Here is a 23,738-nt window from a genome sequence, read left to right as displayed (position 1 = left end):
GCCAGCTCTCATAGAACTGCACATAAGTCATTGAGTTAGCAGGGACCCTGTGGGAGCGGCTTTAGCCGCGAACACCGGCGCAGCCGGTGCCATGCACCGCGTTGGATTCTTCGCGGCTAAAGCCGCTCCCACAGGGTACGAGGATCGCTCGCGAATTCAGTTATCTGTGCGACAGCACGGCCCAAAGGGCTGGGCTATCTCCTACAGCGCCGCTCTCAAGGCCTGTGATATCCCTGTGGGAGCCGGCTTGCCGGCGATAGGGCCGGCCCAGGCAGCCACAGCCGATTCGGCTGCCAGCGCAGCGAAATCAGCCAAAGCCGCTGCCGCCACAACCCATTACAGCCAGCTTTACCTCCCCACCCGCCGCACAATGAAACCAGAGCCCACTCTGGAAGCGTCGACCGCAGGGAGACCCCTCATGACCCGCTATATTGATGTGCAAGACCTGGCCCGTCTGGTCAACCGCAAAGGCCTGCCCACGTGCCTGCTGGAAATGGCCGAGTACATCCGCCAGGACTACCTGCGCTGGCCCGCCTTCGAAAAGTGTGCCCGGGTGGCCAACCATTCAGCGGACGGCGTGATCGAGCTGATGCCAATCTCGGACGCCAGCCGCTACGCCTTCAAGTACGTCAACGGCCATCCGAAGAACTCTCGCCATGGCCTGCCCACGGTGATGGCCTTCGGCGCCCTGGCGAGCGTCGATACCGGTGCACCGTTGCTGCTGAGCGAAATGACCTTGACCACCGCCATCCGCACTGCCGCCACCTCGGCCCTGGCCGCCCGCTACCTGGCGCGCGAAGACAGCCGCAGCATGGCGTTGATCGGCAATGGTTCGCAAAGCGAGTTCCAGGCCATCGCCTTCAATGCCCTGCTGGGCATCGATGAAATCCGCCTGTACGACATCGACCCGGCCGCCTCGGCCAAATTGGTCGCCAACCTGGCCAACCGCCCCGGCCTCAAGCTGAGCATCGCCAGCTCCGTGGCCGAAGCGGTACGCGGGGCCGATATCGTCACCACGGTGACCGCCGACAAGGCCTGCGCCACCATTCTCACACCGGAGATGATCGAGCCGGGCATGCACCTGAACGCCGTGGGCGGTGACTGCCCAGGCAAGACCGAGCTGCACCGGGCGATTGTCGAGCGGGCCCGGGTGATCGTCGAGTACGAGCCGCAGAGCCGGGTGGAAGGCGAGATCCAGCAGATGCCGGCGGACTCGCCAGTGACCGAGTTCTGGCGCGTGGTTGCCGGGGAGGCCAAGGGGCGTGAGCGCGCCGAACAGGTGACGCTGTTCGACTCGGTGGGGTTTGCCCTGGAGGATTACTCGGCCTTGCGCTATGTGCTGGATACGGCGCAGGCACTGGGTATCGGCATGGATATCGGGCTGGTGCCGGTGCTGGAGGATCCGAAGGATTTGTATGGGTTGTTGCAGCCGCGGGTGGTGGAGTTTCGGGCAGTAAACAAGGCTAACTCCGTCTGTGCCTGATAGACCTTGGGGCTGCTGTGCAGCCCTTTCTGCGACACAAGGCCGCTCCCACAAAAGTCCGCCGCCATTTCGAATGGATGCGCGATCCCTGTGGGAGCGGCCTTGTGTCGCGATGGGCCGCGCAGCGGCCCCCTTTACCGCCTAACCTGTCCCATGCCCTCTTCCGAACGAAGCCCAAGCGCATGGACACCAAGGACGCCAACGCCCACCCCCTCGACCGCATCGACGAAGCGATCATCGACATCCTGCGCCATGACGGCCGCATCACCTTCGAAAAACTCTCCAGCCTCGTCAACCTCACCCCCCGCCCCTGCCTGGAGCGTGTACGCAAGCTGGAGCGCCGTGGCGTGATCCGCGGCTACGGGGCGATCATCGACCAGCAGAAGGTGGCGCCTGGGGTGTCGCTGCTGGTGCTGGTCGCCCTGTCCAACCAAAGCGGGCGGGCCGCGCAGAAGGCCTTCGAAGCCACCCTGCGCAACTGCCCGGAAGTGCACGAGTGCCAGCTGATCAGCGGCCACTTCGACTACAGCCTGCGCCTGCGCTGCCGCGACATGGAACACTACCGGCTGCTCAGCGAAAGCTGGATGAACGACGACACCCTGCACATCGACAAGCTGGTCGCGCACCCGGTACTGGCCGAGGTCAAGCCAATGGCTCGCTGACGCGCTATCAAGAGTCGCGCCATTGCGCCGGGCGCGGATTCTACGAGGTCATCCGCATAATGCTAACCCTTATGAATCATAGTGTTATCGAAAATATGGAAGTCGGCATGGCGCTTGGCAAGCTGATTGCAACGGTGCCCGAGGCACTGGCCAAAGCCTGATCTGATTCATGTGCGCACGCGGTTCGCCGCAGCGCTTCACCTGCGAACGGCCGCACTACGGCCCGATCAACCAGACGCACCGAATTAGAGCGAGGCAGGCTGGATTGCCCCACAACTGGTCAGACCGGTAAGGCCAAAAATCCTTGCAATGTCGGATTTTTCGCGCTTTCATGGCTTCGCGCTGAACAAACCGGTAAGACCACAATAATTAAGTCCTGCGCTCTTTCGCCCCGTGCGGCTACCGAAGCAAGGACACCGATCAGAGATCCCTCCCATGCTCAAATGGTGCTCGCGTTCGATCTTCCTTCAAGTCGTGCTCGGCCTTGCCCTCGGCATCGCCTGCGGTCTCAGCTTCCCCGACCTTTCCCTGCAACTCAAACCCCTTGGCGACGGCTTCATCAAGCTGATCAAGATGCTCATCGGCCTGATCGTGTTCTGCGTGGTGGTCAGCGGTATCTCGGGCGCCGGCGACCTGAAAAAGGTCGGTCGCATCGGCCTGAAGTCGGTGATCTACTTCGAAGTGCTGACCACCCTGGCGCTGGTGATCGGCCTGGTGTTCGCCTTCACCAGCGGCATCGGCAGCGGCGCCAACATCCACCTGGACCAACTGTCCAGCGCCGACGCCAGCAGCCTGGCCGAGCGCGGCCAGCACATCCACGGTGCCACGGCATTCTTCATGGACCTGATCCCCACCTCGGTGATCGGCGCCTTCGCCGACAACAACATCCTCCAGGTGCTGCTGTTCTCGGTACTGTTCGGTAGCGCGCTGAACCTGGTGGGTGACTCGGCAGCCGGCATCTCGCGGCTGATCAACGAACTGAGCCACGTGATCTTCCGCATCATGGGCATGATCGTGCGCCTGGCACCGATCGGCGTGTTCGGTGCCATCGCCTTCACCACCAGCAAGTACGGCCTGGAATCGCTGCAACACCTGGGCGGGCTGGTGGCGCTGTTCTACCTGACCTGTGCCGGCTTCGTACTGATCGTGCTGGGCACGGTCATGCGCCTGTCGGGCCTGAAGCTGCTGCCACTGATCAAGTACCTGCGTGAAGAGCTGACCATCGTGCTGGGCACCGCCTCGTCCGATGCCGTACTGCCACAGATCATGCGCAAGCTCGAGCACCTGGGCATCGGCAGCTCCACCGTCGGCCTGGTGATCCCCACCGGCTATTCGTTCAACCTCGATGGTTTCTCCATCTACCTGACCCTGGCCATCGTGTTCATTGCCAACGCCACCGGCACGCCACTGGCAATGACCGACCTGCTGACCATCCTGCTGGTATCGCTGGTGACTTCCAAGGGCGCTCACGGCATCCCAGGCTCGGCGCTGGTGATCCTTGCCGCTACCCTGACCGCCGTGCCGGCGATCCCGGTGGTCGGCCTGGTACTGGTACTGGCGGTGGACTGGTTCATGGGCATCGGCCGGGCGCTGACCAACCTGATCGGCAACTGCGTGGCCACCGTGGCCATCGCCCGCTGGGAGAAGGACATCGACCTGGAACGCGCGCACAACGTGCTCGACGGCAAACCCGGCTTCGCCCCCACGCCACGCAAGCAGCCCAACCCCCATCAACAGGAATTCTGAGCGAACGTGGCCGGCACTGATGCCGGCCCTTCCAGGAGCGAACCGTGATCAGCTCATCTACCGTCGTCAACTCAGTGGTGGAAAAACTGCGCCAGGCCCTCGCCCGAGGCCAATGGCGTACCGGCGACATGCTGCCAGGCCAGCGCGAGCTGGCGGAACAACTGGGTATCAGCCGCCCCAGCCTGCGCGAAGCGGTGACCGTGCTGGAAACCCTGGGCCTGGTGCGTTCGCTGCCGGGCAAGGGCGTGCTGGTGCTGGATGCCGATGCCGCCGCCCAGGAACCGGGCGTGGACACCAGCGCCGCAGCCAGCCTGGCCGACGTGCTGGAGCTGCGCTACACCCTAGAGCCCTTCATCGTCGGCCTGGTGGCGCAGTCGGCCAACAGCCAGGACATCGGCCAGCTGCGCCTGACCCTGATGGACATGCGTGAAGCGCTGGAGGCCGATGACAGCGAAGCCGGCGTCAGGGCCTACATCGCCTTCCATGAAGCGCTGTTCGCCCTGACCACCAACCCGATCTTCCAGAGCGTGGTGCAACAGACCGGCAATGCCCTAAAGCAGAGCGCCGACATGCTGCGCAATTCGCCAGAGCACCTGGCCGCGCGGCTGAAGGAAAACGAAGCGGTGGTGCGCGCCATACGTGAGCGCAGCAGCGCCCAGGCCAGTGCCCAGATGCGCCAGCACATCCTGGCCGAAGGGTTGCGCATGGGCATCCCGTTGAACATCCCGGACGAACACCCGCATCCATGACCCCAGGAGAGCGACCATGAACGCCGCCCCTCACTTGCCGGCCCTGCTCGCGGCCGGCGAAACCCGCCTGTCGGCCGAGCAGATCTACCCGCGGCTGTTCGATGCCATTCTCGAACAGCGCCTGCCACCTGGCAGCCTGTTGCCCGAACAGGCGCTGGGCCACGCCTTTGGCGTCAGCCGTACAGTGATCCGCCGCGTGCTCGGGCGCCTGTCCGACCAGCAGGTGGTGGTGCAGCGCCCCAGCCACACTGCGCATCTGGCCGCGCCCGACCCGGAGCAGGCCCGCCAGGTGCTCAGCGCCCGGCGCCTGGCCGAAACCACGCTGATCACCCTGGCCGCGCAACGCGCCCGGCCTGTACAGATTCGCCAGCTGCGACAACTGGTGGAGCGCGAGCGCCAGCACCATGAGAACGGCGAGCGTTGTGCGGCGATCCGCCTGGGCGGCGAGTTTCACCTGAAACTGGCACAGGTGGCCGCCAATGCGCCACTGGCACGGTTCCTCAACGGCCTGGTGCCGATGACCTCGCTGATCATCGCCCGCTACGAGTCGCCATGCTGCGACCACTGCGCGTGGCAGGAACATGCGGCGATCATCGATGCCGTGGAGCACGGCGATGCCGAGGCGGCACTGGGGCTGATGCACAAGCATCTCGACCGCCTGGAAGAAAAGCTCGACCTGGAATGACCCACGCTCTTTCTGGTGAACGCGGCCCCTGTGGGAGCGGCCTTGTGTCGCGAAAGGGCTGCGAAGCAGCCCCCGGATTTCGATATTTCTGCTTAAACTGCCGGGGCCGCTTTGCGGCCCTTTCGCGACACAAGGCCGCTCCCACAATGACCGCGTTCACGCAGAAATCTGCGTTGATCCTGAACGGCCGATAGGCTGCACGACAGCCCTTCACTCCCCACCCTATACTCCGAGAACCACCCCAGCCTCTATCAGGGAGGCGGTTGCGTGAGCACTCGAGTCCTCCTGCTGCTGTGCCTGCTGCTGGCCCTGGCCGGCTGCGCAGGCAAGCCCCCACCTGTCCCGCCACCACCGGTGGTGCTCACCCCCGCCGCCTGGCAACGCATCGACCAGGAACTGATCGAAGCCTCGGTCGGCGCCGCCAGCTCGGCCAACGACTATGCCCGGCGCTCCATGCGAGTGTGGAAGGAACAGGTACAGCAGCGCACCGAAAGCGACTTCGTCCCCTGGTTCACCGGCTACTGGACCCAGCAGTGGCTGACCCTCAAGGTGGCCTGGTACAAGATCGACAGCGGTGAAGGCCGGGAGCCGGCGGAAAAGCGCCTGGCGCTGTACCTGCAGGAGCAGTACCACAAGCGGGTGATCGAACCGGTGGCGGAGCAGATCAACCCCGAAGGCATCCGCGACCGTGCCAGCGAGCTGTACCTGCAACTGCTCGGCCAGCAGCTGCCGGCCATCATCAGCCGCTACAACGCGCCCCCCGAGCAGTTCAGCCAGCGCCTCAACCGCATTCCTGCCATCGCCCTGGGGCCGCCGGATGCGCGCAATGCCAGCCTGTACCAACTGCTACGGGCCAAGTCGCTGGCCCAGCAACCGGCCTGGCAAGCCATGCGCCAGCACCTGCACCAGCAGGCCAGCAAAGGCCCCGGGAGGACCGATGTCGGGCTGAACTCGGTGGCCAACCAGGCCAGCGAAAAGCTCGGCGCCACCCTGGCCCCGCGCGGCATCGCCAGTGCCGTGGCGTCGGCGGTGGGCAAGGTGGCGGGGGCGATGATTTCGATTGCGGCGGCCGGTTACGGGATGATGACCCATGACCGCGAACACCCGCAGATGGTCGAGCAGTTGCGGGTGATCCTCAACGTGGCGCTGAACCAGGAATGGCAGGAGCTGATGGAGAACCGCCAGAGCGGGGCCATGTCGGGGGTGTACTACCTGTCGGGGCAGGTCGAGGACAGCTTGCTGGCCAGTGCGCCGCGGCCGGCGGAACAACCGGTTGAGCAGCAGGTGAAGCAGCAGGTGAAGCAGCAGCAGGAGCCTTTGATCATACGCCTGCCGCCTTAGTGGTTGACTGTTCCGGCCTCTTCGCGGGTAAACCCGCTCCCACAGGGTCGCCCACTGCCTTCAAGGCCTGTGATATCCCTGTGGGAGCGGGTTTACCCGCGAAGAGGCCGGCACAGGTAACGCATCAGGTCGTAGCCAACGCAGAACTGGGCAAGCCAAAGATCCGGTCGAACGCCCAGTTGTAGGCAAAGGTGTAGCACGGCACCAGCACGATAAACGCCATGTCCACCAGCAACGCCTCCAGCAATGTCATGTCCAGCCACCAGGCAATCAGCGGGATCAGGTACACCACCAGGGTCAGCTGGAAGCCGATGGCATGCGCCACCCGCCGAGCCACACTGCGCCCGCGCTTGGCCTGGCGACTCTCCCACCACTCGAACAGGGTGTTGTAGATCAGGTTCCAGAGCATGGCGATGGTGGTGATCATCACCGCCAGAGGCCCGGTATGCGACGCTTGGGTGTCCGACAGGTAGGCCAGTCCGAGGGTCGACATGCACAGCCCGATCAGTTCATAGAAAGTCACGTAGACCAGTTTGCGTTTGAGTCCCTGCACCCGGGGTTACCTCCAATGACAAAAGCGATGGGGCGCGATCATGCTTCATCATGCTTGACAGCAAAAGTCAGCAGCTGTCAGATCTACTGACAGGAGACTGCCATGAACTTTTCCAGCGACAATATCCAGCTGTTTCTCGCCGTGCTCGACCGCGGTTCGTTTTCCGCCGCCGCGCGCGCCCTGCAGCGGGTGCCTTCGGCCGTGAGCATGGCCATCGGCAACCTCGAGGCCGAACTGGGCTACCCCCTGTTCGAACGCGGCCCGCGGGAAGTCCGCCCGACCGCCCAGGCCATGGCGCTGGAACCCCATGCCCGGCTGATCGCCGAGCAGTTGGGGCTGCTGCAGGTGCATGCCCTGGAGCTGTCCCAAGGGCTGGAGAGCAGCCTGACCCTGGCGGTGGTGCCGGACATCGACCACCGCCCGCTGCTGGCGGCCATCGCTCGCCTGGGTGAGCGGCACCCGCTGCTGGACATCGCCCTGCTCAGCGCCCCGCAGGAAGAGGCCGTGCACCTGCTGGACAGCGGCCGCGCCGACCTCTGCGTGGCCTTTGCCGGGCTGCAGGTCGATGCCCGGCGCGGCTTCCAGCACATCGGCATGGAGTCGCTGGTGGCCACCCTGTCGCCCGCCCACCCGGCCTTGCGCGAGGGGCGTATCCACTACCTCGAAGACCTGACCCGGGTGCGCCAGATCCTGGTACGCAGCCGTGACCTGCCGCTGGCCGACCCACGCCCGTTGATAGGCGCCACGCACTGGTCAACCGACAGCTTCGACCTCGCCCTGCAGATGGTGGAGGCCGGCCTGGGCTGGGGCGACCTGCCGCTGTCGCGGGTCGCGCCACTGCTGGCCAGCGGGCGCCTGGTGCGCCTGGATTTTCGCAACACCCGCAACGAGCTGCAGTTGCCGGTACACATCTTCTGGCGCAAGCAACAACCGTTGCAGCAGGCTGCACGCCTGTTGATCGAGCAGTTGTGTAGCCAGTGAATGCCGTCCGTCGAAATGACCGTAAGAAATTTCTGTAAGCACTTCAATCTTTTACCCCTTGAGCCGATATCCCGAACGATAGGTTGCGCAATGCGTCATGAGCGCGATGCGCCCTCCCCTCATTGGCCCAAGGTCTCGAAACATGAACCTGAAATTTCGCCACAAGATCCTGCTCAGCGCCTGCGGCGTCGTGGTCCTGGCATTTGCCCTGTTCACGCTCTACAACGACTACCTGCAACGCAACACCATTCGCCAGAACATCGAAGCTTCGGTGCAGCAGTCCGGCGCACTGACCGCCAGCAGCGTGCAGAACTGGATGAGCGGGCGCATCCTGGTCCTGGAAAACCTGGCCCAGGACATCGCCCAGCAAGGTGCCGGCGACACCCTGGCCGGGCTGATCGAGCAGCCGTCCTATACGCGCAATTTCCTGTTCACCTACCTGGGCCAGGCCAACGGTGTATTCACCCAGCGCCCCGATACACAGATGCCGGCCGGTTACGACCCACGTCAGCGCCCTTGGTACGGCGCCGCGGCAAGCGCCGGGCAGACCGTGCTGACTGCCCCGTACCAGGGTGCTGTCGGCGGCCTGATGGTCACCATCGCCACGCCGGTGAAAAGCAAGGGCAATGGCGAGCTGATCGGTGTGGTCGGCGGTGACGTCACCCTCGACACCCTGGTCGAGATCATCAACTCGGTCGATTTCGGCGGCATCGGCCACGCCTTCCTGGCCGACAGCAATGGCCAGGTGATCGTCAGCCCCGACAAAGACCAGGTGATGAAGAACCTCAAGGACATCTACCCCGGCAGCAACCTGCAAGTCGCCGCCGGCATGCAGGATGTCACCCTCAATGGCCAGGACCGCATCATCTCCTTCGCCCCGGTGGCCGGCCTGCCTTCGGCACAGTGGTACATCGGCCTGTCGATCGACAAGGACAAGGCCTACGCCGCGCTCAGCCAGTTCCGCACCTCGGCGATCATCGCCATGCTGATCGCCGTGGCGGCCATCGCCGGCCTGCTCGGCCTGCTGATCCCGGTGCTGATGAGCCCGCTGACCACCATGGGCCGCGCCATGCGCGACATCGCCGAGGGCGAAGGTGACCTTACCCGCCGCCTGACCGTGCAGAACAAGGACGAGTTCGGCGAACTGGCCACTTCGTTCAACCGCTTCGTCGAGCGCATCCATGCCTCGATCAGCGAAGTGTCCTCGGCAACCCGCCTGGTGCACGACCTGTCGGAAAAGGTGGTCAATGCCTCCAATGCGTCGATCACCGGTTCCGAAGAGCAAAGCATGCGCACCAACAGCGTGGCCGCAGCGATCAACGAACTGGGTGCCGCCACCCAGGAAATCGCCCGCAACGCCGCCGATGCCTCGCAGCATGCCAGCGGTGCCAGCGAGCAGGCCCACGGTGGCCGTGAAGTGGTCGAAGAAGCGATCAGCGCCATGACCGCCCTGTCGCAGCGCATCAGCGAGTCCTGCGCGCAAATCGAAACGCTCAACGCCAGCACTGACGAAATCGGCAAGATCCTCGACGTGATCAAGGGCATCTCGCAGCAGACCAACCTGCTGGCGCTGAACGCCGCCATCGAAGCGGCCCGTGCCGGTGAGGCCGGCCGTGGCTTTGCCGTGGTGGCCGACGAGGTACGCAACCTGGCGCACCGCACCCAGGAGTCGGCGGAAGAAATCCACCGCATGATCACCAGCCTGCAGGTAGGCTCGCGCGAAGCGGTGCACACCATGAACACCAGCCAGGTTTCCAGCGAGCAGACCGTGCAGGTGGCCAACCAGGCCGGCGAGCGCCTGGCCAGCGTGACCCAGCGCATTGGCGAGATCGATGGCATGAACCAATCGGTGGCTACCGCTACCGAAGAGCAGACCGCCGTGGTCGAGAGCCTCAACCTGGACATCACCCAGATCAACGCCCTGAACCAGCAAGGGGTGGAGAACCTCAACGAGACCCTGCGCCATTGCGACCAACTGGCCCAGCAGGCCGGGCGCCTGAAGCAGCTGGTAGGCAGCTTCAGGATCTGATGGCCCAGGGGGGCGCTCTGCGCCCCAATCGCGACGCAAGGCCGCTCCCACAGGTGCCATGCGATCCTTGTGGGAGCGGCCTTGTGTCGCGATCGGGCTGCGCAGCAGCCCCCTACGCCACCGCCGCTTTAACCACTTTGCTCCGCCGGACCCAGGCCAGCAGCACCGCCGCCATCAGCACGAAGCCCAGGTAGCCGAACAGCGGGTACACCTCACCCACCAGACTGATGAACCCCACCAGGCTGCAGCCGAACGCCACCACCCCGGTCACCACCGAGCCCCAGCGAAACTTCGCCGTCCCCGCCGGCATCAGCCGCGAGAGAAACGAGAACAACGTACCCACCGCGGTGTTGACGATCATCCCGAAGATGATCAGGCACATTACCAGCCCCAGCAGTGGCGATACTTCGTTGGCGATCGACAGCATCGGCATCGGCAGATCAGCCACGCTGTCCAGGCGCGACAACAGCCCGGCACTCATCACCAGCATCAGTCCGCCCAGTGCTGCACCACCGAGCAACCCACCCCATACCGCCGTTCTCTCGCCCTTGGCCGAGCCGCCCAGGATGGCCAGGATCGGCGCGCCGGCAACGATGTTGTACGACACGTACAGGAACGCCCCCAGCAGCCAGTGACGGGTGCCCGCCTGTTGCTGGCTGGCCAGCTGGTCGAGCTGGGCGAAGCTCTGCTCCCGGCTGAACACGGCGTACAACGCAATCGCCGAGGCCACCAGGATCAGCAACGGCGTGATGGCACCAATGGCGAGGATCACCTTGCGCACATCCAGGCACACGATGCCCACCACCACCAGCGTCACCATCACGCTGCCGGCCAGCGCCGGGATGCCGAACTGCTGCTCCAGCAAGGCACCACCACCGGCCAGCATGACCACGGTGACGGCAAACATGAAAAAGGTGATCAGCCAGTCGACGAACAGGCCCAGGTGACGGCCGCAGATGGCCTGAATCACGTCCTTGTGCGAAGTGGCCTGCTGGCGATTGCCCAGCCCCGCCAGGGCCATGCCGAGGAAGGTGAACAAGGCTGCGCTGACCAGCGCACCGACCAGCCCCCACACACCGAAATCGACAAAGAACAACAACAGTTCCCGCCCCGAAGCGAACCCCGCCCCCACGATCACGCCGACAAACGCGCCGGCAATCTTCAGCTGCTCTTGCATGTGAACCTCTGGATTTATTGTTGTTTTGCTTTTTGGCGGGCAATTCAGGCCGCCGCTCCTACAGGTAATCCACCGTCCTTGAATGCAACGCTGGCCCTGTGGGAGCGGGTTCACCCGCGAAGCAGGCACCGCGCTGCATGGCACCGGCTACGCCGGTGTTCGCGGGTGAACCCGCTCCCACAGGGCCAGGCAATCTTGCAGGTTTTGCGCAAGACAGTTGTTCATGCGCAGATTTCTGCCCGGTCAGGTGTCGCCGACAAACGCCTGCACTTCGATCTCCACATCCACCCCCAGCGCCAATGCCGAGGCCACGGTCGAGCGCACCGGCAGCGCTGCGCCGAAGAACTCCTTGTACACCTCGTTGAAGCCGGCGAAGTGGCTCATGTCCGACAGCCACACCGTGGCCTTGACCACCTGGTCGAAACGCGCGCCGCAGGCCGCCAGGCTTTCGGCGATGCGCTCGCAGGCGGCGCGGGTCTGGGCCTGGATGTCACCGCGCACCACTTCGCCGCCGGCACTCATCGGCACCTGGCCGGACAGGAACAGGAAGCCGCCGGCTTTCACCGCACGGGAGAACGGGAACGGCAGGCTGCTGGGGAAACGCTGGATATCATTGCTCATGGGATGCTCCTTTCAGAATTGCTGGAAACGGGCCGGGGACAGGCGCTCGGGCGCCACCCCCTGGCTGACAAGGCCAGGACACAGGGGCTGGCCCAGCAGCAGGTCGGCAGCCAGGCGCGAGGCGCCCGCAGCCGACTGGATGCCATAGCCACCTTGTGCCGCCAGCCAGAAGAACGCTGGCGCGTGCACATCGAAACCGATCACCAGGTCGCCGTCGGCGACGAACGAGCGCAGCCCGGCCCAGGTGTGGCTCGGCCGGCGGATCGCCAGGGTGGTCATGGCCTCGATGTTGTAGATGCCCAAAGCCACGTCGAGCTCCTCGGGCGCGGCGTCCTGGGGTTCGACCGGGTCGGCATTGGCCGGCGAACCCAGCAGCTGGCCGGCGTCGGGCTTGAAGTAGAAGCTTTCGTCTACGCCGATTACTGCCGGCCAGCGGGCGAAGTCCTGGTCTGCCGGGCCGGGGAAGGTAAATGCACTGCGCCGGCAGGGTTGGAGGCCGATACGCGCCACGCCGCACTGCTCGGCCACACGGTCGGCCCAGGCGCCAGCGGCATTGACCAGCTGGCGCGCCTGCACGCGGCTGCCATCGCCCAGCTGCACCTGCCACAGGTCATCCAGATACCAGGCCTGGACAAGCTCGGCGTTGCAGCGCAGTTCGCCGCCAGCGGCGCGATAGCCACGCAAGAAGCCTTGGTGCAGGGCATGTACGTCCAGGTCCATGGCCCCCGCCTCGAGCACCGCGCCGGCGAGGTTCTCGCCACGCAGGCTCGGCACCAGGGCCAGGGCGGCGTCGCGGTCGAGCAGGCTGACCTCGGTGCCGTTGGCCAGGTTCTGCGCATGGGTCTGCTCGAGCAGCGTGCGCTGTTCCAGGCTGGCGACGTACAGGCAGCCACGCGGTTCCAGCAGCGGGTGCTCGCAGAAACCCTGCGGTGGTGCTTCGTAGAAGGCCCGGCTGGCGCGGGTCAACGCCTGGATCTGCGGGGTGCCGTAGGCCTCCATGAACATGGCTGCCGAACGCCCGGTGGAATGGTAGCCAGGCTGTGCCTCGCGCTCGAGCAGCAGCACCTTCTGCTGGCCGGCCAGGCGATAGCCCAGAGATGCACCGGCAATGCCGGCGCCGATGATCAGGGTGTCGTAGATCGGGGTCATGCACGCTCCTGCCAGGCTAATTATCATTTATGAGAATTCTAATATATGAGAATTTACGAATACGCAAGGGTCCAAGGTAAGATGCCCGACCAACGCCGTATGCCGAGACCCCGAATGCCCGCTGCCCTACCCCTGCTGGACCGTGCCGTAGTCGGCAAGCGCCTGCGCCAGGTGCGCAAGGCGCGCCAGATGACCCTCAAGAAATTGTCCGAAGCCAGCGGCGTACCGCTGTCCACCTTGTCGAAGATGGAACTGGCGCAGGTCTCGGTCAGCTATGAAAAACTGGCCGCTGCCGCCCGGGCACTGAATGTCGACATTGCCCAGCTGTTGCGCGCCAGCGGCACGGTCACGGCACCGGCACCGGTGACCGTGGTGGTCGATTCACTGCCGGCGGCGGCGGGCTACTCGACCGGCACCTATGACTACCACCCGATCGCCGGCGACTTCCCCGAACGGCGCATGACCCCCGCCTATGCCCGCATCATTGCCCGTGAACGCGGCCAGTTCGACGATTTTATCCGGCACCCCGGGCAAGAGTTCGCGTTGGTGCTGAGCGGGCGCGTTCGTATCGAGTTCGAAACCGGCGAAGCGGTGAGCATCGGGCCGCAGGAGACGGCGTATTTCGACAGCCAGGTGGGGCATATCTACCTGTCGGAAAGTGACGATGGCGCAGATGCACATGTGATGGTGGTGATGACTGATCGCTGACTCGGTGCTGCCTGCCAGGGCCCTATCGCCGGCAAGCCGGCTCCCACAGGTACTGCACAGGCCGTGAGGTTGATGCGGTCGGTGTGGGAGCCGGCTTGCCGGCGATAGGGCCCTGGCAGGCAAGCACCCGGTTATAACCTAATAACGAACAAGTCTATTTGGCTATAAAAAAATCTATATGCTGGGCTGCATCCGATAACGGGCAAAGTTGGGCAGTCGAGTAGCGTATGGATGTAGGTTCTTTCGGTTTCACCATTGCGGGCCTGGTCGTGGGTTTCATCGTCGGAATGACCGGCGTCGGTGGCGGCTCGCTGATGACCCCGATCCTGTTGTGGTTTGGCATCAGCCCGGCAACAGCCGTCGGCACCGACCTGCTCTACGCCGCCATCACCAAGGCCAGTGGCGTCTGGGTGCATGCGCGCAACAAGAACGTCGACTGGAAGATCACCGGCCTGCTCAGCCTGGGCAGCGTGCCCGCTGCGGCGCTGACCCTGTGGTTCCTCAGCACCCTGCACACCGACACCTCGGCGCTCAACGCCGTCATCAAGCAAGGCCTGGCGGTGGTGCTGATCCTGACCGCGCTGGCGATCCTGTTCAAATCGCGCCTGCAGGCCTTCGCCAGCCGCCATGCCGGTGACCACTACCACCTCAGCGACCGCAGCCTGAACACCCTTACCGTGCTCACCGGCGTGGTGCTGGGGGTGATGGTCACCCTCACTTCCATTGGTGCTGGCGCACTGGGTACCGTGGCGCTGTTCCTGCTGTACCCGTTCCTGGTCACCCGCCGCCTGGTCGGTACCGAAATCGCCCACGCCGTGCCACTTACCCTGGTGGCGGGCCTGGGCCATGCCGGTATGGGCAACATGGACTGGTCGCTGCTGGGCTACCTGCTGCTGGGCTCGCTGCCAGGCATCTACCTGGGCAGCCACCTCACCGGGCGGATATCCGACCGCGTGCTGCGTCCGTGCCTGGCGGCGATGCTGCTGCTGATCGGCTACAAGCTGGCGTTCTGACCTTCAGCCCAGGCGCAGGCGCCACTGCCCGGTAAAGCTCAGCTCCAGGCGCGACAGCGGCAACACGTCGACCCGCTGACTGGCGCTCATCGGGCAGCCAAGTACGTGCACCAGCGCGGCGCGCATGACCATCGGGTGGGTAACCGCCACCCATTCACCCGGCCTGTCGAAGGCCCCCAACCAGGCGGCGATGCGCTGGCAAAGCACGGCGAACGACTCGCCGCCGTGCACATCACTGGCCGGGGCCTGCAGCCATTCGGCCATCGCCTGCGGTTGCTCGGCCTGCAATTGCTTCAGCGTCAGCCCTTGCCAACGCCCCAGGTCGCAATCGGCCAAGGCCGGCTCGACCTGCACCGGTCCCGAAAACCACGCCGCCGTCTCGCAGGCTCGCCGCTCTGGTGCCGTCAGCACCGGCACACCGGAAAGGTCGGCGAAAGGCTGCTGGCCCAACGGCAGGATGCCATCGTCGGCACGGTGCAGGCGCCCGGTCTTCTGGGCCTGGGTAAGGGCGTGGCAGATCAGGGTCAGGCGGACGGCTTTCACCGGGTTTCTCTCGCAGCGGGTCGGGGCGCAAGGTTTAACATGCCTTGGCACTTTTTACCGCAACAACCTGGCACCGGCTGCGCCGACGATGGGGCCTGGTCAGATCATCAGCAGCATCAGTCCCCAAACCGGCACCGCTGCCACCAACCCCACCGCCAGCCGCGGCCAGTATGGCAGCAGCAATACCAGCACCATCCCCGCCAGCGACATCACGGCAAACCAGGCCATCGGCCCCATGGCCCAGCCCCAGGCCTGGGCACACAGCACCAGACTGGCCAGCAACGCCAGCCAGCCGGCCGCGCGCAAGCCGACACGCAGCACCGGCGGGCAGGTGCGGTTCCATACCTGCTTGTAATGCCGCTCCAGCCCCTGGCACAGCCCCAGCATGCCAGCGTAGGCGAACAACACGCTGCCCATGATCCACATCATCATGCCCCGGCCTCCATCCGCCGCCCTGCCCTGGCCTTCTGCGGCACCCACTGCGCCTGCCATACGCGCCAGGCCAGCAGCCCGAGCAATACACCCAACACCAAGGCACAGGCCACCACCCCCAGGCGCATGGCGTCGCCCAAGCCACCCAACGCACCCAGGCCAATGCACAGCAACGCGGTCAGCAGCAGTTGCTCGACCCAGGCCCGGCGTACCGGCCTGATACCGGCATGCAACAGCGCCAGCAGCCATACACCAAAGAACGCACGAACCTCCCAGCTCTCCCGCTGCGCCAGTTCCACCGGCAGCACACGGCTGGCCCACAGCAACCCCACGCACGCCAACAACAGGCCACTGACGAAGCCCACGTTGCATACCTCCGCCAACCGGTACCAACGCCGCACCGAAGCCTCGGCGCTGGTGTACTTGCGCCCACGCTTCACGCAGAACAGCACCAGCCCGCTGGCGATCATCAGGCAACTGACCAGCCCGCAGACGAAATACAGCCAGCGCATCGGGTAGCCGCCAAACTGGGCGAAATGCAGGCCGGCCATGACCCGCTGGGTCAATGGTGCCGCACGCCATTCGGCGACGTCGCCGAGCAACTGCCCGCTGACACCATCGAAGACCATGGCCTGGCCCTTGGCCAAGGCAATGCGGTTGCCCAGCCCGGGGCGTATTTCGATACGCGCCGCCGCCGTGTTGGGGTTGCGGATATTCAGGCCACCAATCGGCCCCAGGCGCGCCTCGGCCTGGGCCAGCAATGGCGCGACATCGACCAGCGCGGCCGGTTGCCTGTCCAGGCCGCGGGGCTGCTCCAGGCGGGCATTGCCCTGGGCCTGAAAGTAGGCACGATTGTCGCCGGCGAACAGCGCATCGACCCCGGCCGGGATGTAGATGAGCATGAAGATCACCAGGCCGGTGTAGGTGATCATCAGGTGGAACGGCAGCAACAGCACCGCGCTGGCGTTGTGGAAATCCAGCCACGAGCGCTGGCCCTTGTTCGGCCGGAAGGTGAAGAACTCCTTGAAAATCTTCTTGTGGATGACGATACCAGTGGCCAGCGCCGCGAGCATCACCAGCGCCAGCGCGCCGACCACGAAGATGCCCCAATTGCGTGGCAGGTCGAGGGTGAAATGGAAGCGGAAGAAGAAGTTGCCACCAACACTGTCCCGCACCTCGATGGCCTCGCCAGTGCGCGGGTCGAGCTGTACGGTGGGGCCATGGCGACGCTCGCCGGTGGACACGCGCAACCCGGGCGAGCGCTCGCTCGGCAGGCTGATGCCCCAGTTGCCAGCCTGCGGCTCGTGGGCCTGCAGGTAGGCAATGGCGCGCCGCGCGGCGTCGGCCTGGGGTACCTCGGTGGCCGGGATTTCCGGTTGCATCCAGTGGTCGAGTTCCTTGTCGAATACCGCCAGGGTGCCGGTGACGAAGATGGCGAACAGCAGCCAGCCGAAAATCAGCCCGGCCCAGGTGTGCAGCCAGGCCATCGATTGGGTGAAGGTGTTCTTCATGCCAGCCACTCCAGTGCCTGCGGCCAGAAGCCGATCAGGGCAAGCGGTACGGCCACAGCCAGCGGGGCCCAGGCACGCAGGGCATCGCTGCAGGCGAAGGCCCAGAGGATGGCGGCGGTGTAGAAGATGAAGGCCGGCAGGGTCGCGACGATGACCGCATCGGCGGCAGCCAGCGGCAGGATGCGGGCCAGGCAGGCGCTGGCGGCGTAGCTGAGGGCATAGCCGCCGAGCAGTGCGGCACAGCTGCGGGAGAGGATCTGCAGCCAGGCGGGGGCTTTGATCATCGGGGGGCTCCTTGGCGTTGATCGGAGGCATCCGGGGCTGTTTTGCAGCCCATTCGCCGGCAAGCCAGCTCCCACAGGGATTGCACAGGGTTCGAATACTGTGTGGTACCTGTGGGAGCAACTGTCTTGCTCAAATTCCAAACGTTGGCGCGATCCCTGTGGGAGCGGCCTTGTGTCGCGAAAGGGCCGCAACGCGGCCCCCGGATTGATGCGCAACAGTTGAAATTGCTGGGGCTGCTTTGCAGCCCTTGCGCGACACAAGGCCGCTCCCACAGGTACAGCGACTACCTCGAGAGCAACGCTGTACCTGTGGGAGCTGGCTTGCCGGCGAATGGGCCGCGCAGCGGCCCCTTGGATCAGAAGTTGATGTTCAGCGCAGCGAACACCGCCCTGCCCGGCTGGTTATAGGTATTAGCGCCCGAAGTACTGGCGTTGCCGCCACGCAGGATCTGCTTGTCGAACACGTTGTTCACCCCCACCCGCACGTCGTAGTTGGCGTTGAACTTGTAACCAGCGCTCACGTCCACCAGGCCGTAGGCTTCCACGTCCTGTTGCGCGGTCTTGTCGTAGCCTTGCTGGGTGCGTTCGTTGAAGGTCGGCGACTTCTGCTTGCCGAAGTAGGTACCCGCCACCTGGAACGACAGCTTTTCGGTGGCGCGCCAGTCGAGGGTGGTGTTGACGGTGTATTCCGGGATCACCGACAGCGGCTCGCCGGTCTCGCGGTTGTCGTTGTCGAGCATCCAGGTCAGGTTGGTGTTCCAGTCCAGGGCCGGGGTAAGTTCGATGAACAGGTTGCCTTCGATACCTTCCACCCGCGCCTTGCCGGCGTTGTCCCACTGGGTCACGCGGCTGCCGGTGCCGATGGTGTACAGCACATCGGTATCACCGACGATCTTGTTCTTGTAGTCGTTGCGAAAGTACGTGGCACTGGTGCGCCAGGTACCACGGTCGTACATCAGGCCGATTTCCTTGTTGACGCTGATCTCGGGCTTGAGGTCGGCGTTGCCCTGCAGGTAACAGCCACCATTGTTGGTCTGCTGCACGCTGCAACCGTTGCCGCGGCTGTACAGCAAGTAATTGGGATTGGACTGGTACAGGTTCGGGGTCTTGTAGGCGCGCGCGATACCGCCTTTGACCGACAGTGCTTCGGTTAGCTTGTGCGACAGGTTCAGGCTGGGGCTGAAGTTGTCGCCGAAGGTTTCGTGGTGGTCGAAACGCAGGCCCGGGGTAATGGTGGTGTCGCCGACAATGATGTTGTCCTCGACGAACAGCGCATAGCTGCGGGCGGTCATCTTCGAGCTGCTGCGGTCGAAACCGACCAACCCGTCGTTACCGGTAGGGTCCGAGCTTTGCGGGCGCAGCGAGCCCTGGTCATTGAGCGCTTCGTACAGGTACTCGCCGCCCAGGGTCAGCACATGTTCGGTGCTGCCCATGGCGAATGGCAGGTTCACTTCGCTGCTCAGGCGCGTGTTGCGCAGGCGCGACATGGCGGCGCCTTCGGCATTGGGGGCACCTTCGGTACGGCCTGCCAGGCCCTCGTTGAGGCGCCAGTTGCGCACGTACTCGTAGGCCAGCACGGTCTTGCTGGTACCCCAGGTGAAATCGCCCAGGTGGGTCAGGTCGTAGGTACTGCGCTGCATCACATTGGTTTCGTGGCCATACAGGCTGGACACGAACTCGACGTCACCACCGCCGTTGCTGTTCATGGTGTCGCCGGCAAAGATATTGCCCTGGCGGCTGTAGCCGGCACTGGCCTCGAGGCGGTGCTCGTCGTTCAGCTTCCAGCTCAGCAGGCCATTGATGTCCTTGTTGCGTACGCCTTCGCGACCCGCCACCAGCGCACTGGTGGCATGCCCGGCGTTGATGTCCAGGTCGTCGGCATCGGTCTTGGCCAGGCCGCCGTACAGGCGGAAGCCGAGGTTGTCGGTCAGGCCGCCGCCCAGGTTGAAGTTGGCCCGACGGCTGGCGCCCTCGGCGCTGTCTTCCGGCAGCTGGGTGTACAGGCTGACGCTGCCCTTGAGTTCGTCGGTGGGCCGCTTGGTGATGATGTTGACCACCCCGCCCATGGCGCCGGAGCCGTAACGTGCGGCCGCCGGGCCACGCAGGATCTCGATGCGCTCGACCGCTTCTGCCGGTACCCAGTTGGTTTCACCGCGGGTATCGCGGTCGCCGTTCCAGCCATAGCGCACGGCGTTGCGTGCGCTGGATGGCTTGCCGTCGATGAGGATCAGGGTATTTTCCGGGCCCATGCCGCGCAGGTCGATCTGCCGGTTGTTGCCACGCGCGCCGCTGGCGCTGTTGCCGGTCAGGTTGACCCCGGGCTCGCGGCGGATGATGTCGGACAGGTCATTGGCCGGCGGATGGCGCTTGATGTCTTCGGCGGTGATGATCGACGTACCCAGGGCCTGGCGTGCCTCGCGCTCGGCGGTGACCAGGGTGTCCTGGATCACCAGCGCGTTGTCGGCGACCGGCATCTCCAGCACCTCACCCGTACGCTGTTCTTCGGCCTGGGCCGCGGTGGCCACCATGGCCGGTGACGCCAGCGCGACGAACGCCAGGGCCAGGCTGTTGGGTGAAGTCTTGCACTGCATGGGTACATCTCCTGCGATTCATGAGCGAAACGGCACATCCCTGTCGGAAACCGGGAGCCCTCGCCCACCGGCCTCACAAACACAGTTTGGTGGCCAACAGGGATGGTAAATATAGAGATTCGCAAATGAGTTTAAATCTTATTTACGAAGTTTACATGTTTGTAACGGAACTTTGCTGACACGACAGCGTTGCCGACGCAGCCCGGCTATTCGCGCTGTTGCTTGCATACACCTGTCCGATTTGCATCCTGCGTGACGGCTCCTACAGTTTCGAACGTAGCCCTCTGCCGAGCCTCCTGATGCGCAGCCACGAAGAAAGCCACGCCACGAACGCCACCAGGTCTCTGTCGAAGATCCCTCGCAGTGTCTGGGCGCTGGGCTTCGTGTCGATGTTCATGGACATTTCCTCAGAAATGATTCACGCCCTGCTGCCGCTGTACATGGTCACCGTGCTCGGCACCTCGGTAGTGGCGGTGGGCTTTATCGAAGGTATCGCCGAGGCGACCGCCTCGATCACCAAGGTGTTTTCCGGCGCCCTCAGCGACCGGCTGGGCAAGCGCAAGCTGCTCACGGTGCTGGGCTATGGCCTGGGTGCGTTGACCAAGCCGGTGTTTCCCATGGCCTCCGGGCTGGAGTGGTTGACCGCAGCACGCTTCGTCGACCGGGTAGGCAAAGGCATTCGTGGGGCGCCGCGCGATGCGCTGGTGGCCGACGTCACACCCGCAGAACTGCGTGGTGCAGCCTTCGGCCTGCGCCAGGCGCTGGATACCGTGGGCGCCTTCCTTGGGCCGTTGCTGGCGATCGTGCTGATGTGGCTGACCGCGAGCCATTTCCAGACGGTGTTCTGGGTGGCGGTGCTCCCGGCGTTCGTGGCGGTGTACATCCTCATCGCCTTCGTGCACGAACCTGAAACGCCGGCCACTACCCGGCCGGTGCGCTCACCGCTGGCCCTGCACGAGCTGGCCCGCCTGGGCCCGGCCTACTGGCGGCTGATCGGCCTGGCCACGCTGTTCACCCTCGCCCGCTTCAGCGAGGCGTTTCTGCTGCTGCGCGCCCAGGACATGGGTCTGGCGCCGCTGTGGGCGCCGGCAGTGCTGGTGCTCATGGCCCTGGCCTACTCGCTGTCGGCCTACCCAGCGGGGGTGCTGTCGGACCGCGTAGGCCGCCGCGGCGTGCTGATGACCGGGCTGGGGCTGCTGGTCGCCGCCGACCTGCTACTGGCCCTGCTGCCGGGCTGGACCGGGCTGGCCATGGGGGTGGCTGCCTGGGGCCTGCACCTGGGCTTCAGCCAAGGCGTCTTTGCCGCCATGATCGCCGACAGTGCCCCCGCCGAACTGCGCGGTACAGCCTTCGGCCTGTTCAACCTGCTGACCGGCGTGGCGCTGCTGGTGGCCAGCGTGGTGGCCGGGCTGCTGTGGGACGGGGTCGGCTTCAAGGCGACATTCCTGCTTGGCGCAGCGTGTGCCGGCAGCACCCTGGTCGGGGTCGCATTGCTCAGGTCAGGCCCGATCACCGGCAAGCCGCACTAGGCCAGCGCTGGCTGCTGCTCCAGTAGAGACCAGCCGCCATGCCCATCCACCTCCAGCCGATGGGTATGGAAACCTGCCAGCGTGCTGCGGTGCCCGACACTCACCAGCAACGCCCCCGGCATTTCCGTGCGCAACAGTGAATACAGGGCATGCTCGAGCCCTTCGTCCATGGCCGAAGTGGACTCGTCGAGAAACACCACCTGCGGCCGGTTGAACAGCACCCGGGCAAATGCCAGGCGCTGCTGCTCACCGACCGAGAGAATGTGTGACCAGTCACAGCTGACATCCAGTCGCTCGGCCAGGTGGGTCAGGTTGACCTGGCGCAAGGCCTGCTGCATCCGCGTTTCGTCCTCAGGCCTGCTGGCCGCCGGGTAGGCGATGACGGCGCGCAGATCACCCAGCGGCAGGTACGGCCGCTGCGACAGGAACAGCGCCTGGTGGCCCAGCGGGCGCCTGACCTCACCCTCTGCATACGGCCAGAGGCCCGCCAGCGCACGCAGCAGCGTGGTTTTGCCGCTGCCCGACGGCCCCTTGATCAACAGCGCCTGGCCGGCGTGCAGCTCAAGGTTCAGGTCGGCGATAAGGGCATGCCCGTCCGGGCGCAGCACCTGCAGGCGGCTGATCGCCAAGGCATGCTCCTGGTCCTCGGTGATGACGCGCGGCAAAGCGCTCGCCTGCTCGTTGGCATCGAGGAAGCCGGTCAGACGGTCGAGGGTAGCCCGGTACTGGGCAAACGCATCATACGACTCGCGGAAGAATGACAACGAATCCTGCACCTGGCCAAAGGCCTGGGAGGTCTGCATGACGTCGCCCAGCTTGATCGCCCCGCTGAAGAAGCGCGGTGCCTGCAGAATGAACGGGAACACCACTGCTACCTGGCTCACGCCCAGGTTAAAACCACTGAATTTCAGGTTTCGGAACACCAGCGCCCAGGCATTCACGATCAAGGCACCAAAGCGGCCCAGCAAGGTGCCCCGCTCGACCTGCGCGCCCTGGTAGAAAGCGATGTTCTCGGCGTTCTCGCGCAGGCGCATCAGCGCGTAACGGAAGTTGGCGGTGAGCTTTTCGTTGAGGAAGTTCAGGCGGATCAGCGGCCGCCCGAGGCGGAAGGCGATCCAGGTGGCGACGATGACGTACAGGTACACAGCAAACACCATCGCCCGGGGAATCTCCACACCCGCGACGGCCAGCGGCGCCGACAGCCCCCACAGGATGCCGGTGAACGCCACCAGCGAAACCAGCGCGCTGACCGCGCCCAGGGCGAGGGTCACCGAGTTGCTGACAAAGGCGTTGACGTCCAGTTCGATACGCTGGTCAGGGTTGTCCACCGGCTCGGCCAGGAACTGGCCACGGTAGTAGGCATCGCCGTGCATCCAGTCGTGGGTCAGGCGCTCGGTCAGCCAGACACGCCAGTGGATGCTGAACGCCTGGCTTACATAGAAGGTGAACAGCGAACGCAGCACATGGATCGTGGCCAATACCGCGAAGACGCCGAGCAGGTACCAGAAAGCGGCTTGGTCAAGGCCTTGCAAGGCGCTGTAGAAGCCGTTGTACCAGAACGAGAACAGCACGTTCAGGCGCACCGAGAATAGCGTCAATACCAGCAGCAGGGCGAACACCAGTAACGGCCGCCAACTGCGCCTGAAACTGAAATAGGGCCCGGCAAGCTGCCAGAACTGGCTGCCCCAGCGCGTACAACGTACGGCCAGTGTGGCGGCTGCCGTGAAGCAGACAAGGGTGATGAACGAGGCGATTGCCAGCCAGCTCAGGCTCTCTTGCAGGGCCTGGTGCCAGTTCATTTCCATGATAGGTATCCGTGCTGAGTATTTCCGCGAGCGTAGCATTGACCTGTGATTCGTCAGGCATAAATGACGCACATTTCATGATTGCTTTTCGGAGCTACGCGGGCCCTGTGAGAGCAACTGTCTTGCTCAAATTCTGAAAGTTGGCG

21 protein-coding genes and 1 pseudogene are annotated in these 23,738 nt (G+C 64.7%); 12 read left to right on the top strand and 10 right to left on the bottom strand.

All coding sequences use genetic code 11. The features are described from left to right. The first annotated feature begins 418 nt into the window (after positions 1 to 418). The 6 genes from RYH74_RS12385 (at position 419) to RYH74_RS12360 (ending at position 6,666) form a co-directional block, all read left to right on the top strand. Positions 419 to 1,483 (top strand): ornithine cyclodeaminase, encoded by a 1,065-nt coding sequence (locus RYH74_RS12385; RefSeq protein ID WP_317409479.1) that lies wholly within the window; start codon positions 419 to 421, stop codon positions 1,481 to 1,483. A 182-nt stretch (positions 1,484 to 1,665) separates the two neighbouring features. Beyond that, a complete protein-coding gene (locus tag RYH74_RS12380; RefSeq protein WP_286101387.1) occupies positions 1,666 to 2,145 on the top strand; it encodes an Lrp/AsnC family transcriptional regulator in 480 nt (159 codons plus the stop codon). Between the two features lie 435 nt (positions 2,146 to 2,580). After that, positions 2,581 to 3,891, top strand: coding sequence for a C4-dicarboxylate transporter DctA (locus tag RYH74_RS12375; RefSeq protein ID WP_003260726.1), 1,311 nt, complete (start codon positions 2,581 to 2,583; stop codon positions 3,889 to 3,891). Positions 3,892 to 3,935: 44 nt separating this feature from the next. Next, positions 3,936 to 4,640 (top strand): FadR/GntR family transcriptional regulator, encoded by a 705-nt coding sequence (locus RYH74_RS12370; protein ID WP_025338408.1) that lies wholly within the window; start codon positions 3,936 to 3,938, stop codon positions 4,638 to 4,640. A gap of 16 nt (positions 4,641 to 4,656) precedes the next feature. After that, positions 4,657 to 5,325, top strand: a complete 669-nt coding sequence (locus RYH74_RS12365) for a GntR family transcriptional regulator (RefSeq protein ID WP_025338407.1) — start codon at positions 4,657 to 4,659, stop codon at positions 5,323 to 5,325. A gap of 267 nt (positions 5,326 to 5,592) precedes the next feature. Continuing rightward, complete coding sequence (locus RYH74_RS12360; RefSeq protein WP_317409478.1) at positions 5,593 to 6,666, top strand: hypothetical protein; 1,074 nt, start codon at positions 5,593 to 5,595, stop codon at positions 6,664 to 6,666. 124 nt (positions 6,667 to 6,790) lie between these two features. On the opposite strand, the gene RYH74_RS12355 is transcribed toward RYH74_RS12360, so the two are convergent. Further along, on the bottom strand, positions 6,791 to 7,219 hold the full coding sequence (locus tag RYH74_RS12355; RefSeq protein WP_075044526.1) for a PACE efflux transporter: 429 nt from the start codon (positions 7,217 to 7,219) through the stop codon (positions 6,791 to 6,793). A 102-nt stretch (positions 7,220 to 7,321) separates the two neighbouring features. Between RYH74_RS12355 and RYH74_RS12350 the strand changes: the two genes are divergently transcribed. The 3 genes and pseudogenes from RYH74_RS12350 (at position 7,322) to RYH74_RS26495 (ending at position 10,229) form a co-directional block, all read left to right on the top strand. Next, positions 7,322 to 8,200, top strand: a complete 879-nt coding sequence (locus tag RYH74_RS12350) for a LysR family transcriptional regulator (protein WP_075044525.1) — start codon at positions 7,322 to 7,324, stop codon at positions 8,198 to 8,200. Between the two features lie 97 nt (positions 8,201 to 8,297). Then, positions 8,298 to 9,374 (top strand): annotated as a pseudogene (mcpA, locus tag RYH74_RS26500) (methyl-accepting chemotaxis protein McpA); the annotation flags it as partial. Between the two features lie 114 nt (positions 9,375 to 9,488). Then, the gene (locus tag RYH74_RS26495) at positions 9,489 to 10,229 is read left to right on the top strand and encodes a methyl-accepting chemotaxis protein (RefSeq protein ID WP_370290711.1); all 741 of its coding nucleotides are present in this window, start codon (positions 9,489 to 9,491) and stop codon (positions 10,227 to 10,229) included. Positions 10,230 to 10,341: 112 nt separating this feature from the next. Here RYH74_RS26495 and RYH74_RS12340 read toward each other — a convergent pair whose 3' ends face one another. From RYH74_RS12340 to RYH74_RS12330, 3 genes are all read right to left on the bottom strand, one after another. Continuing rightward, positions 10,342 to 11,406 (bottom strand): hypothetical protein, encoded by a 1,065-nt coding sequence (locus RYH74_RS12340; RefSeq protein WP_075044523.1) that lies wholly within the window; start codon positions 11,404 to 11,406, stop codon positions 10,342 to 10,344. Between the two features lie 243 nt (positions 11,407 to 11,649). Beyond that, on the bottom strand, positions 11,650 to 12,027 hold the full coding sequence (locus tag RYH74_RS12335) for a RidA family protein (RefSeq protein WP_075044522.1): 378 nt from the start codon (positions 12,025 to 12,027) through the stop codon (positions 11,650 to 11,652). 12 nt (positions 12,028 to 12,039) lie between these two features. Continuing rightward, complete coding sequence (locus RYH74_RS12330; RefSeq protein WP_286101384.1) at positions 12,040 to 13,176, bottom strand: NAD(P)/FAD-dependent oxidoreductase; 1,137 nt, start codon at positions 13,174 to 13,176, stop codon at positions 12,040 to 12,042. Positions 13,177 to 13,290: 114 nt separating this feature from the next. On the opposite strand from RYH74_RS12330, the gene RYH74_RS12325 reads away from it, so the two are divergent. After that, positions 13,291 to 13,884: an XRE family transcriptional regulator gene (locus RYH74_RS12325; RefSeq protein ID WP_317409477.1), complete on the top strand. Its 594-nt coding sequence runs from the start codon at positions 13,291 to 13,293 to the stop codon at positions 13,882 to 13,884. 227 nt (positions 13,885 to 14,111) lie between these two features. After that, on the top strand, positions 14,112 to 14,897 hold the full coding sequence (locus tag RYH74_RS12320) for a sulfite exporter TauE/SafE family protein (protein ID WP_013971855.1): 786 nt from the start codon (positions 14,112 to 14,114) through the stop codon (positions 14,895 to 14,897). Between the two features lie 3 nt (positions 14,898 to 14,900). On the opposite strand, the gene RYH74_RS12315 is transcribed toward RYH74_RS12320, so the two are convergent. The 5 genes from RYH74_RS12315 to RYH74_RS12295 all read right to left on the bottom strand — a co-directional run bounded on the left by RYH74_RS12315 (position 14,901) and on the right by RYH74_RS12295 (position 20,258). Beyond that, positions 14,901 to 15,440, bottom strand: coding sequence for a histidine phosphatase family protein (locus RYH74_RS12315; protein ID WP_274078724.1), 540 nt, complete (start codon positions 15,438 to 15,440; stop codon positions 14,901 to 14,903). A 99-nt stretch (positions 15,441 to 15,539) separates the two neighbouring features. Further along, positions 15,540 to 15,872: a DUF3325 domain-containing protein gene (locus tag RYH74_RS12310; RefSeq protein ID WP_317409476.1), complete on the bottom strand. Its 333-nt coding sequence runs from the start codon at positions 15,870 to 15,872 to the stop codon at positions 15,540 to 15,542. Further along, positions 15,869 to 17,383: a PepSY-associated TM helix domain-containing protein gene (locus tag RYH74_RS12305; RefSeq protein WP_317409475.1), complete on the bottom strand. Its 1,515-nt coding sequence runs from the start codon at positions 17,381 to 17,383 to the stop codon at positions 15,869 to 15,871. The genes RYH74_RS12310 and RYH74_RS12305 overlap by 4 nt, the downstream gene beginning before the upstream one ends. Next, positions 17,380 to 17,667, bottom strand: coding sequence for an iron transporter (locus tag RYH74_RS12300; RefSeq protein WP_075044517.1), 288 nt, complete (start codon positions 17,665 to 17,667; stop codon positions 17,380 to 17,382). Before RYH74_RS12300 ends, RYH74_RS12305 begins: the two co-directional genes overlap by 4 nt. 356 nt (positions 17,668 to 18,023) lie before the next feature. Beyond that, positions 18,024 to 20,258 (bottom strand): TonB-dependent siderophore receptor, encoded by a 2,235-nt coding sequence (locus tag RYH74_RS12295; protein ID WP_075044516.1) that lies wholly within the window; start codon positions 20,256 to 20,258, stop codon positions 18,024 to 18,026. A gap of 299 nt (positions 20,259 to 20,557) precedes the next feature. Between RYH74_RS12295 and RYH74_RS12290 the strand changes: the two genes are divergently transcribed. Next, a complete protein-coding gene (locus RYH74_RS12290; RefSeq protein WP_317409474.1) occupies positions 20,558 to 21,787 on the top strand; it encodes an MFS transporter in 1,230 nt (409 codons plus the stop codon). Here RYH74_RS12290 and RYH74_RS12285 read toward each other — a convergent pair. Next, positions 21,784 to 23,592: an ABC transporter ATP-binding protein/permease gene (locus tag RYH74_RS12285; RefSeq protein ID WP_317409473.1), complete on the bottom strand. Its 1,809-nt coding sequence runs from the start codon at positions 23,590 to 23,592 to the stop codon at positions 21,784 to 21,786. The genes RYH74_RS12290 and RYH74_RS12285 overlap by 4 nt on opposite strands. Positions 23,593 to 23,738 lie beyond the last annotated feature (146 nt).

Origin of the sequence: Pseudomonas sp. LSJ-87 (genome assembly GCF_032971465.1) — a bacterium.
Lineage (GTDB): Bacteria > Pseudomonadota > Gammaproteobacteria > Pseudomonadales > Pseudomonadaceae > Aquipseudomonas > Aquipseudomonas putida_Z.
This window is presented reverse-complemented; position numbering and strand designations above follow the sequence as displayed.

What these genes read in the sequence shown, in the direction of transcription:
- RYH74_RS12335 (WP_075044522.1), bottom strand. Translation starts at nt 12,027, where the DNA reads ATGAGCAATGATATCCAGCGTTTCCCCAGCAGCCTGCCGTTCCCGTTC.
- RYH74_RS12340 (WP_075044523.1), bottom strand. Translation starts at nt 11,406, where the DNA reads ATGCAAGAGCAGCTGAAGATTGCCGGCGCGTTTGTCGGCGTGATCGTG.
- RYH74_RS12320 (WP_013971855.1), top strand. Translation starts at nt 14,112, where the DNA reads ATGGATGTAGGTTCTTTCGGTTTCACCATTGCGGGCCTGGTCGTGGGT.
- RYH74_RS12310 (WP_317409476.1), bottom strand. Translation starts at nt 15,872, where the DNA reads ATGATGATGTGGATCATGGGCAGCGTGTTGTTCGCCTACGCTGGCATG.
- RYH74_RS12365 (WP_025338407.1), top strand. Translation starts at nt 4,657, where the DNA reads ATGAACGCCGCCCCTCACTTGCCGGCCCTGCTCGCGGCCGGCGAAACC.
- RYH74_RS12350 (WP_075044525.1), top strand. Translation starts at nt 7,322, where the DNA reads ATGAACTTTTCCAGCGACAATATCCAGCTGTTTCTCGCCGTGCTCGAC.
- RYH74_RS12290 (WP_317409474.1), top strand. Translation starts at nt 20,558, where the DNA reads ATGCGCAGCCACGAAGAAAGCCACGCCACGAACGCCACCAGGTCTCTG.
- RYH74_RS12305 (WP_317409475.1), bottom strand. Translation starts at nt 17,383, where the DNA reads ATGAAGAACACCTTCACCCAATCGATGGCCTGGCTGCACACCTGGGCC.
- RYH74_RS12325 (WP_317409477.1), top strand. Translation starts at nt 13,291, where the DNA reads ATGCCCGCTGCCCTACCCCTGCTGGACCGTGCCGTAGTCGGCAAGCGC.
- RYH74_RS12300 (WP_075044517.1), bottom strand. Translation starts at nt 17,667, where the DNA reads ATGATCAAAGCCCCCGCCTGGCTGCAGATCCTCTCCCGCAGCTGTGCC.
- RYH74_RS12295 (WP_075044516.1), bottom strand. Translation starts at nt 20,258, where the DNA reads ATGCAGTGCAAGACTTCACCCAACAGCCTGGCCCTGGCGTTCGTCGCG.
- RYH74_RS12380 (WP_286101387.1), top strand. Translation starts at nt 1,666, where the DNA reads ATGGACACCAAGGACGCCAACGCCCACCCCCTCGACCGCATCGACGAA.
- RYH74_RS12330 (WP_286101384.1), bottom strand. Translation starts at nt 13,176, where the DNA reads ATGACCCCGATCTACGACACCCTGATCATCGGCGCCGGCATTGCCGGT.
- RYH74_RS12285 (WP_317409473.1), bottom strand. Translation starts at nt 23,592, where the DNA reads ATGGAAATGAACTGGCACCAGGCCCTGCAAGAGAGCCTGAGCTGGCTG.
- RYH74_RS12375 (WP_003260726.1), top strand. Translation starts at nt 2,581, where the DNA reads ATGCTCAAATGGTGCTCGCGTTCGATCTTCCTTCAAGTCGTGCTCGGC.
- RYH74_RS12385 (WP_317409479.1), top strand. Translation starts at nt 419, where the DNA reads ATGACCCGCTATATTGATGTGCAAGACCTGGCCCGTCTGGTCAACCGC.
- RYH74_RS26495 (WP_370290711.1), top strand. Translation starts at nt 9,489, where the DNA reads ATGCGCACCAACAGCGTGGCCGCAGCGATCAACGAACTGGGTGCCGCC.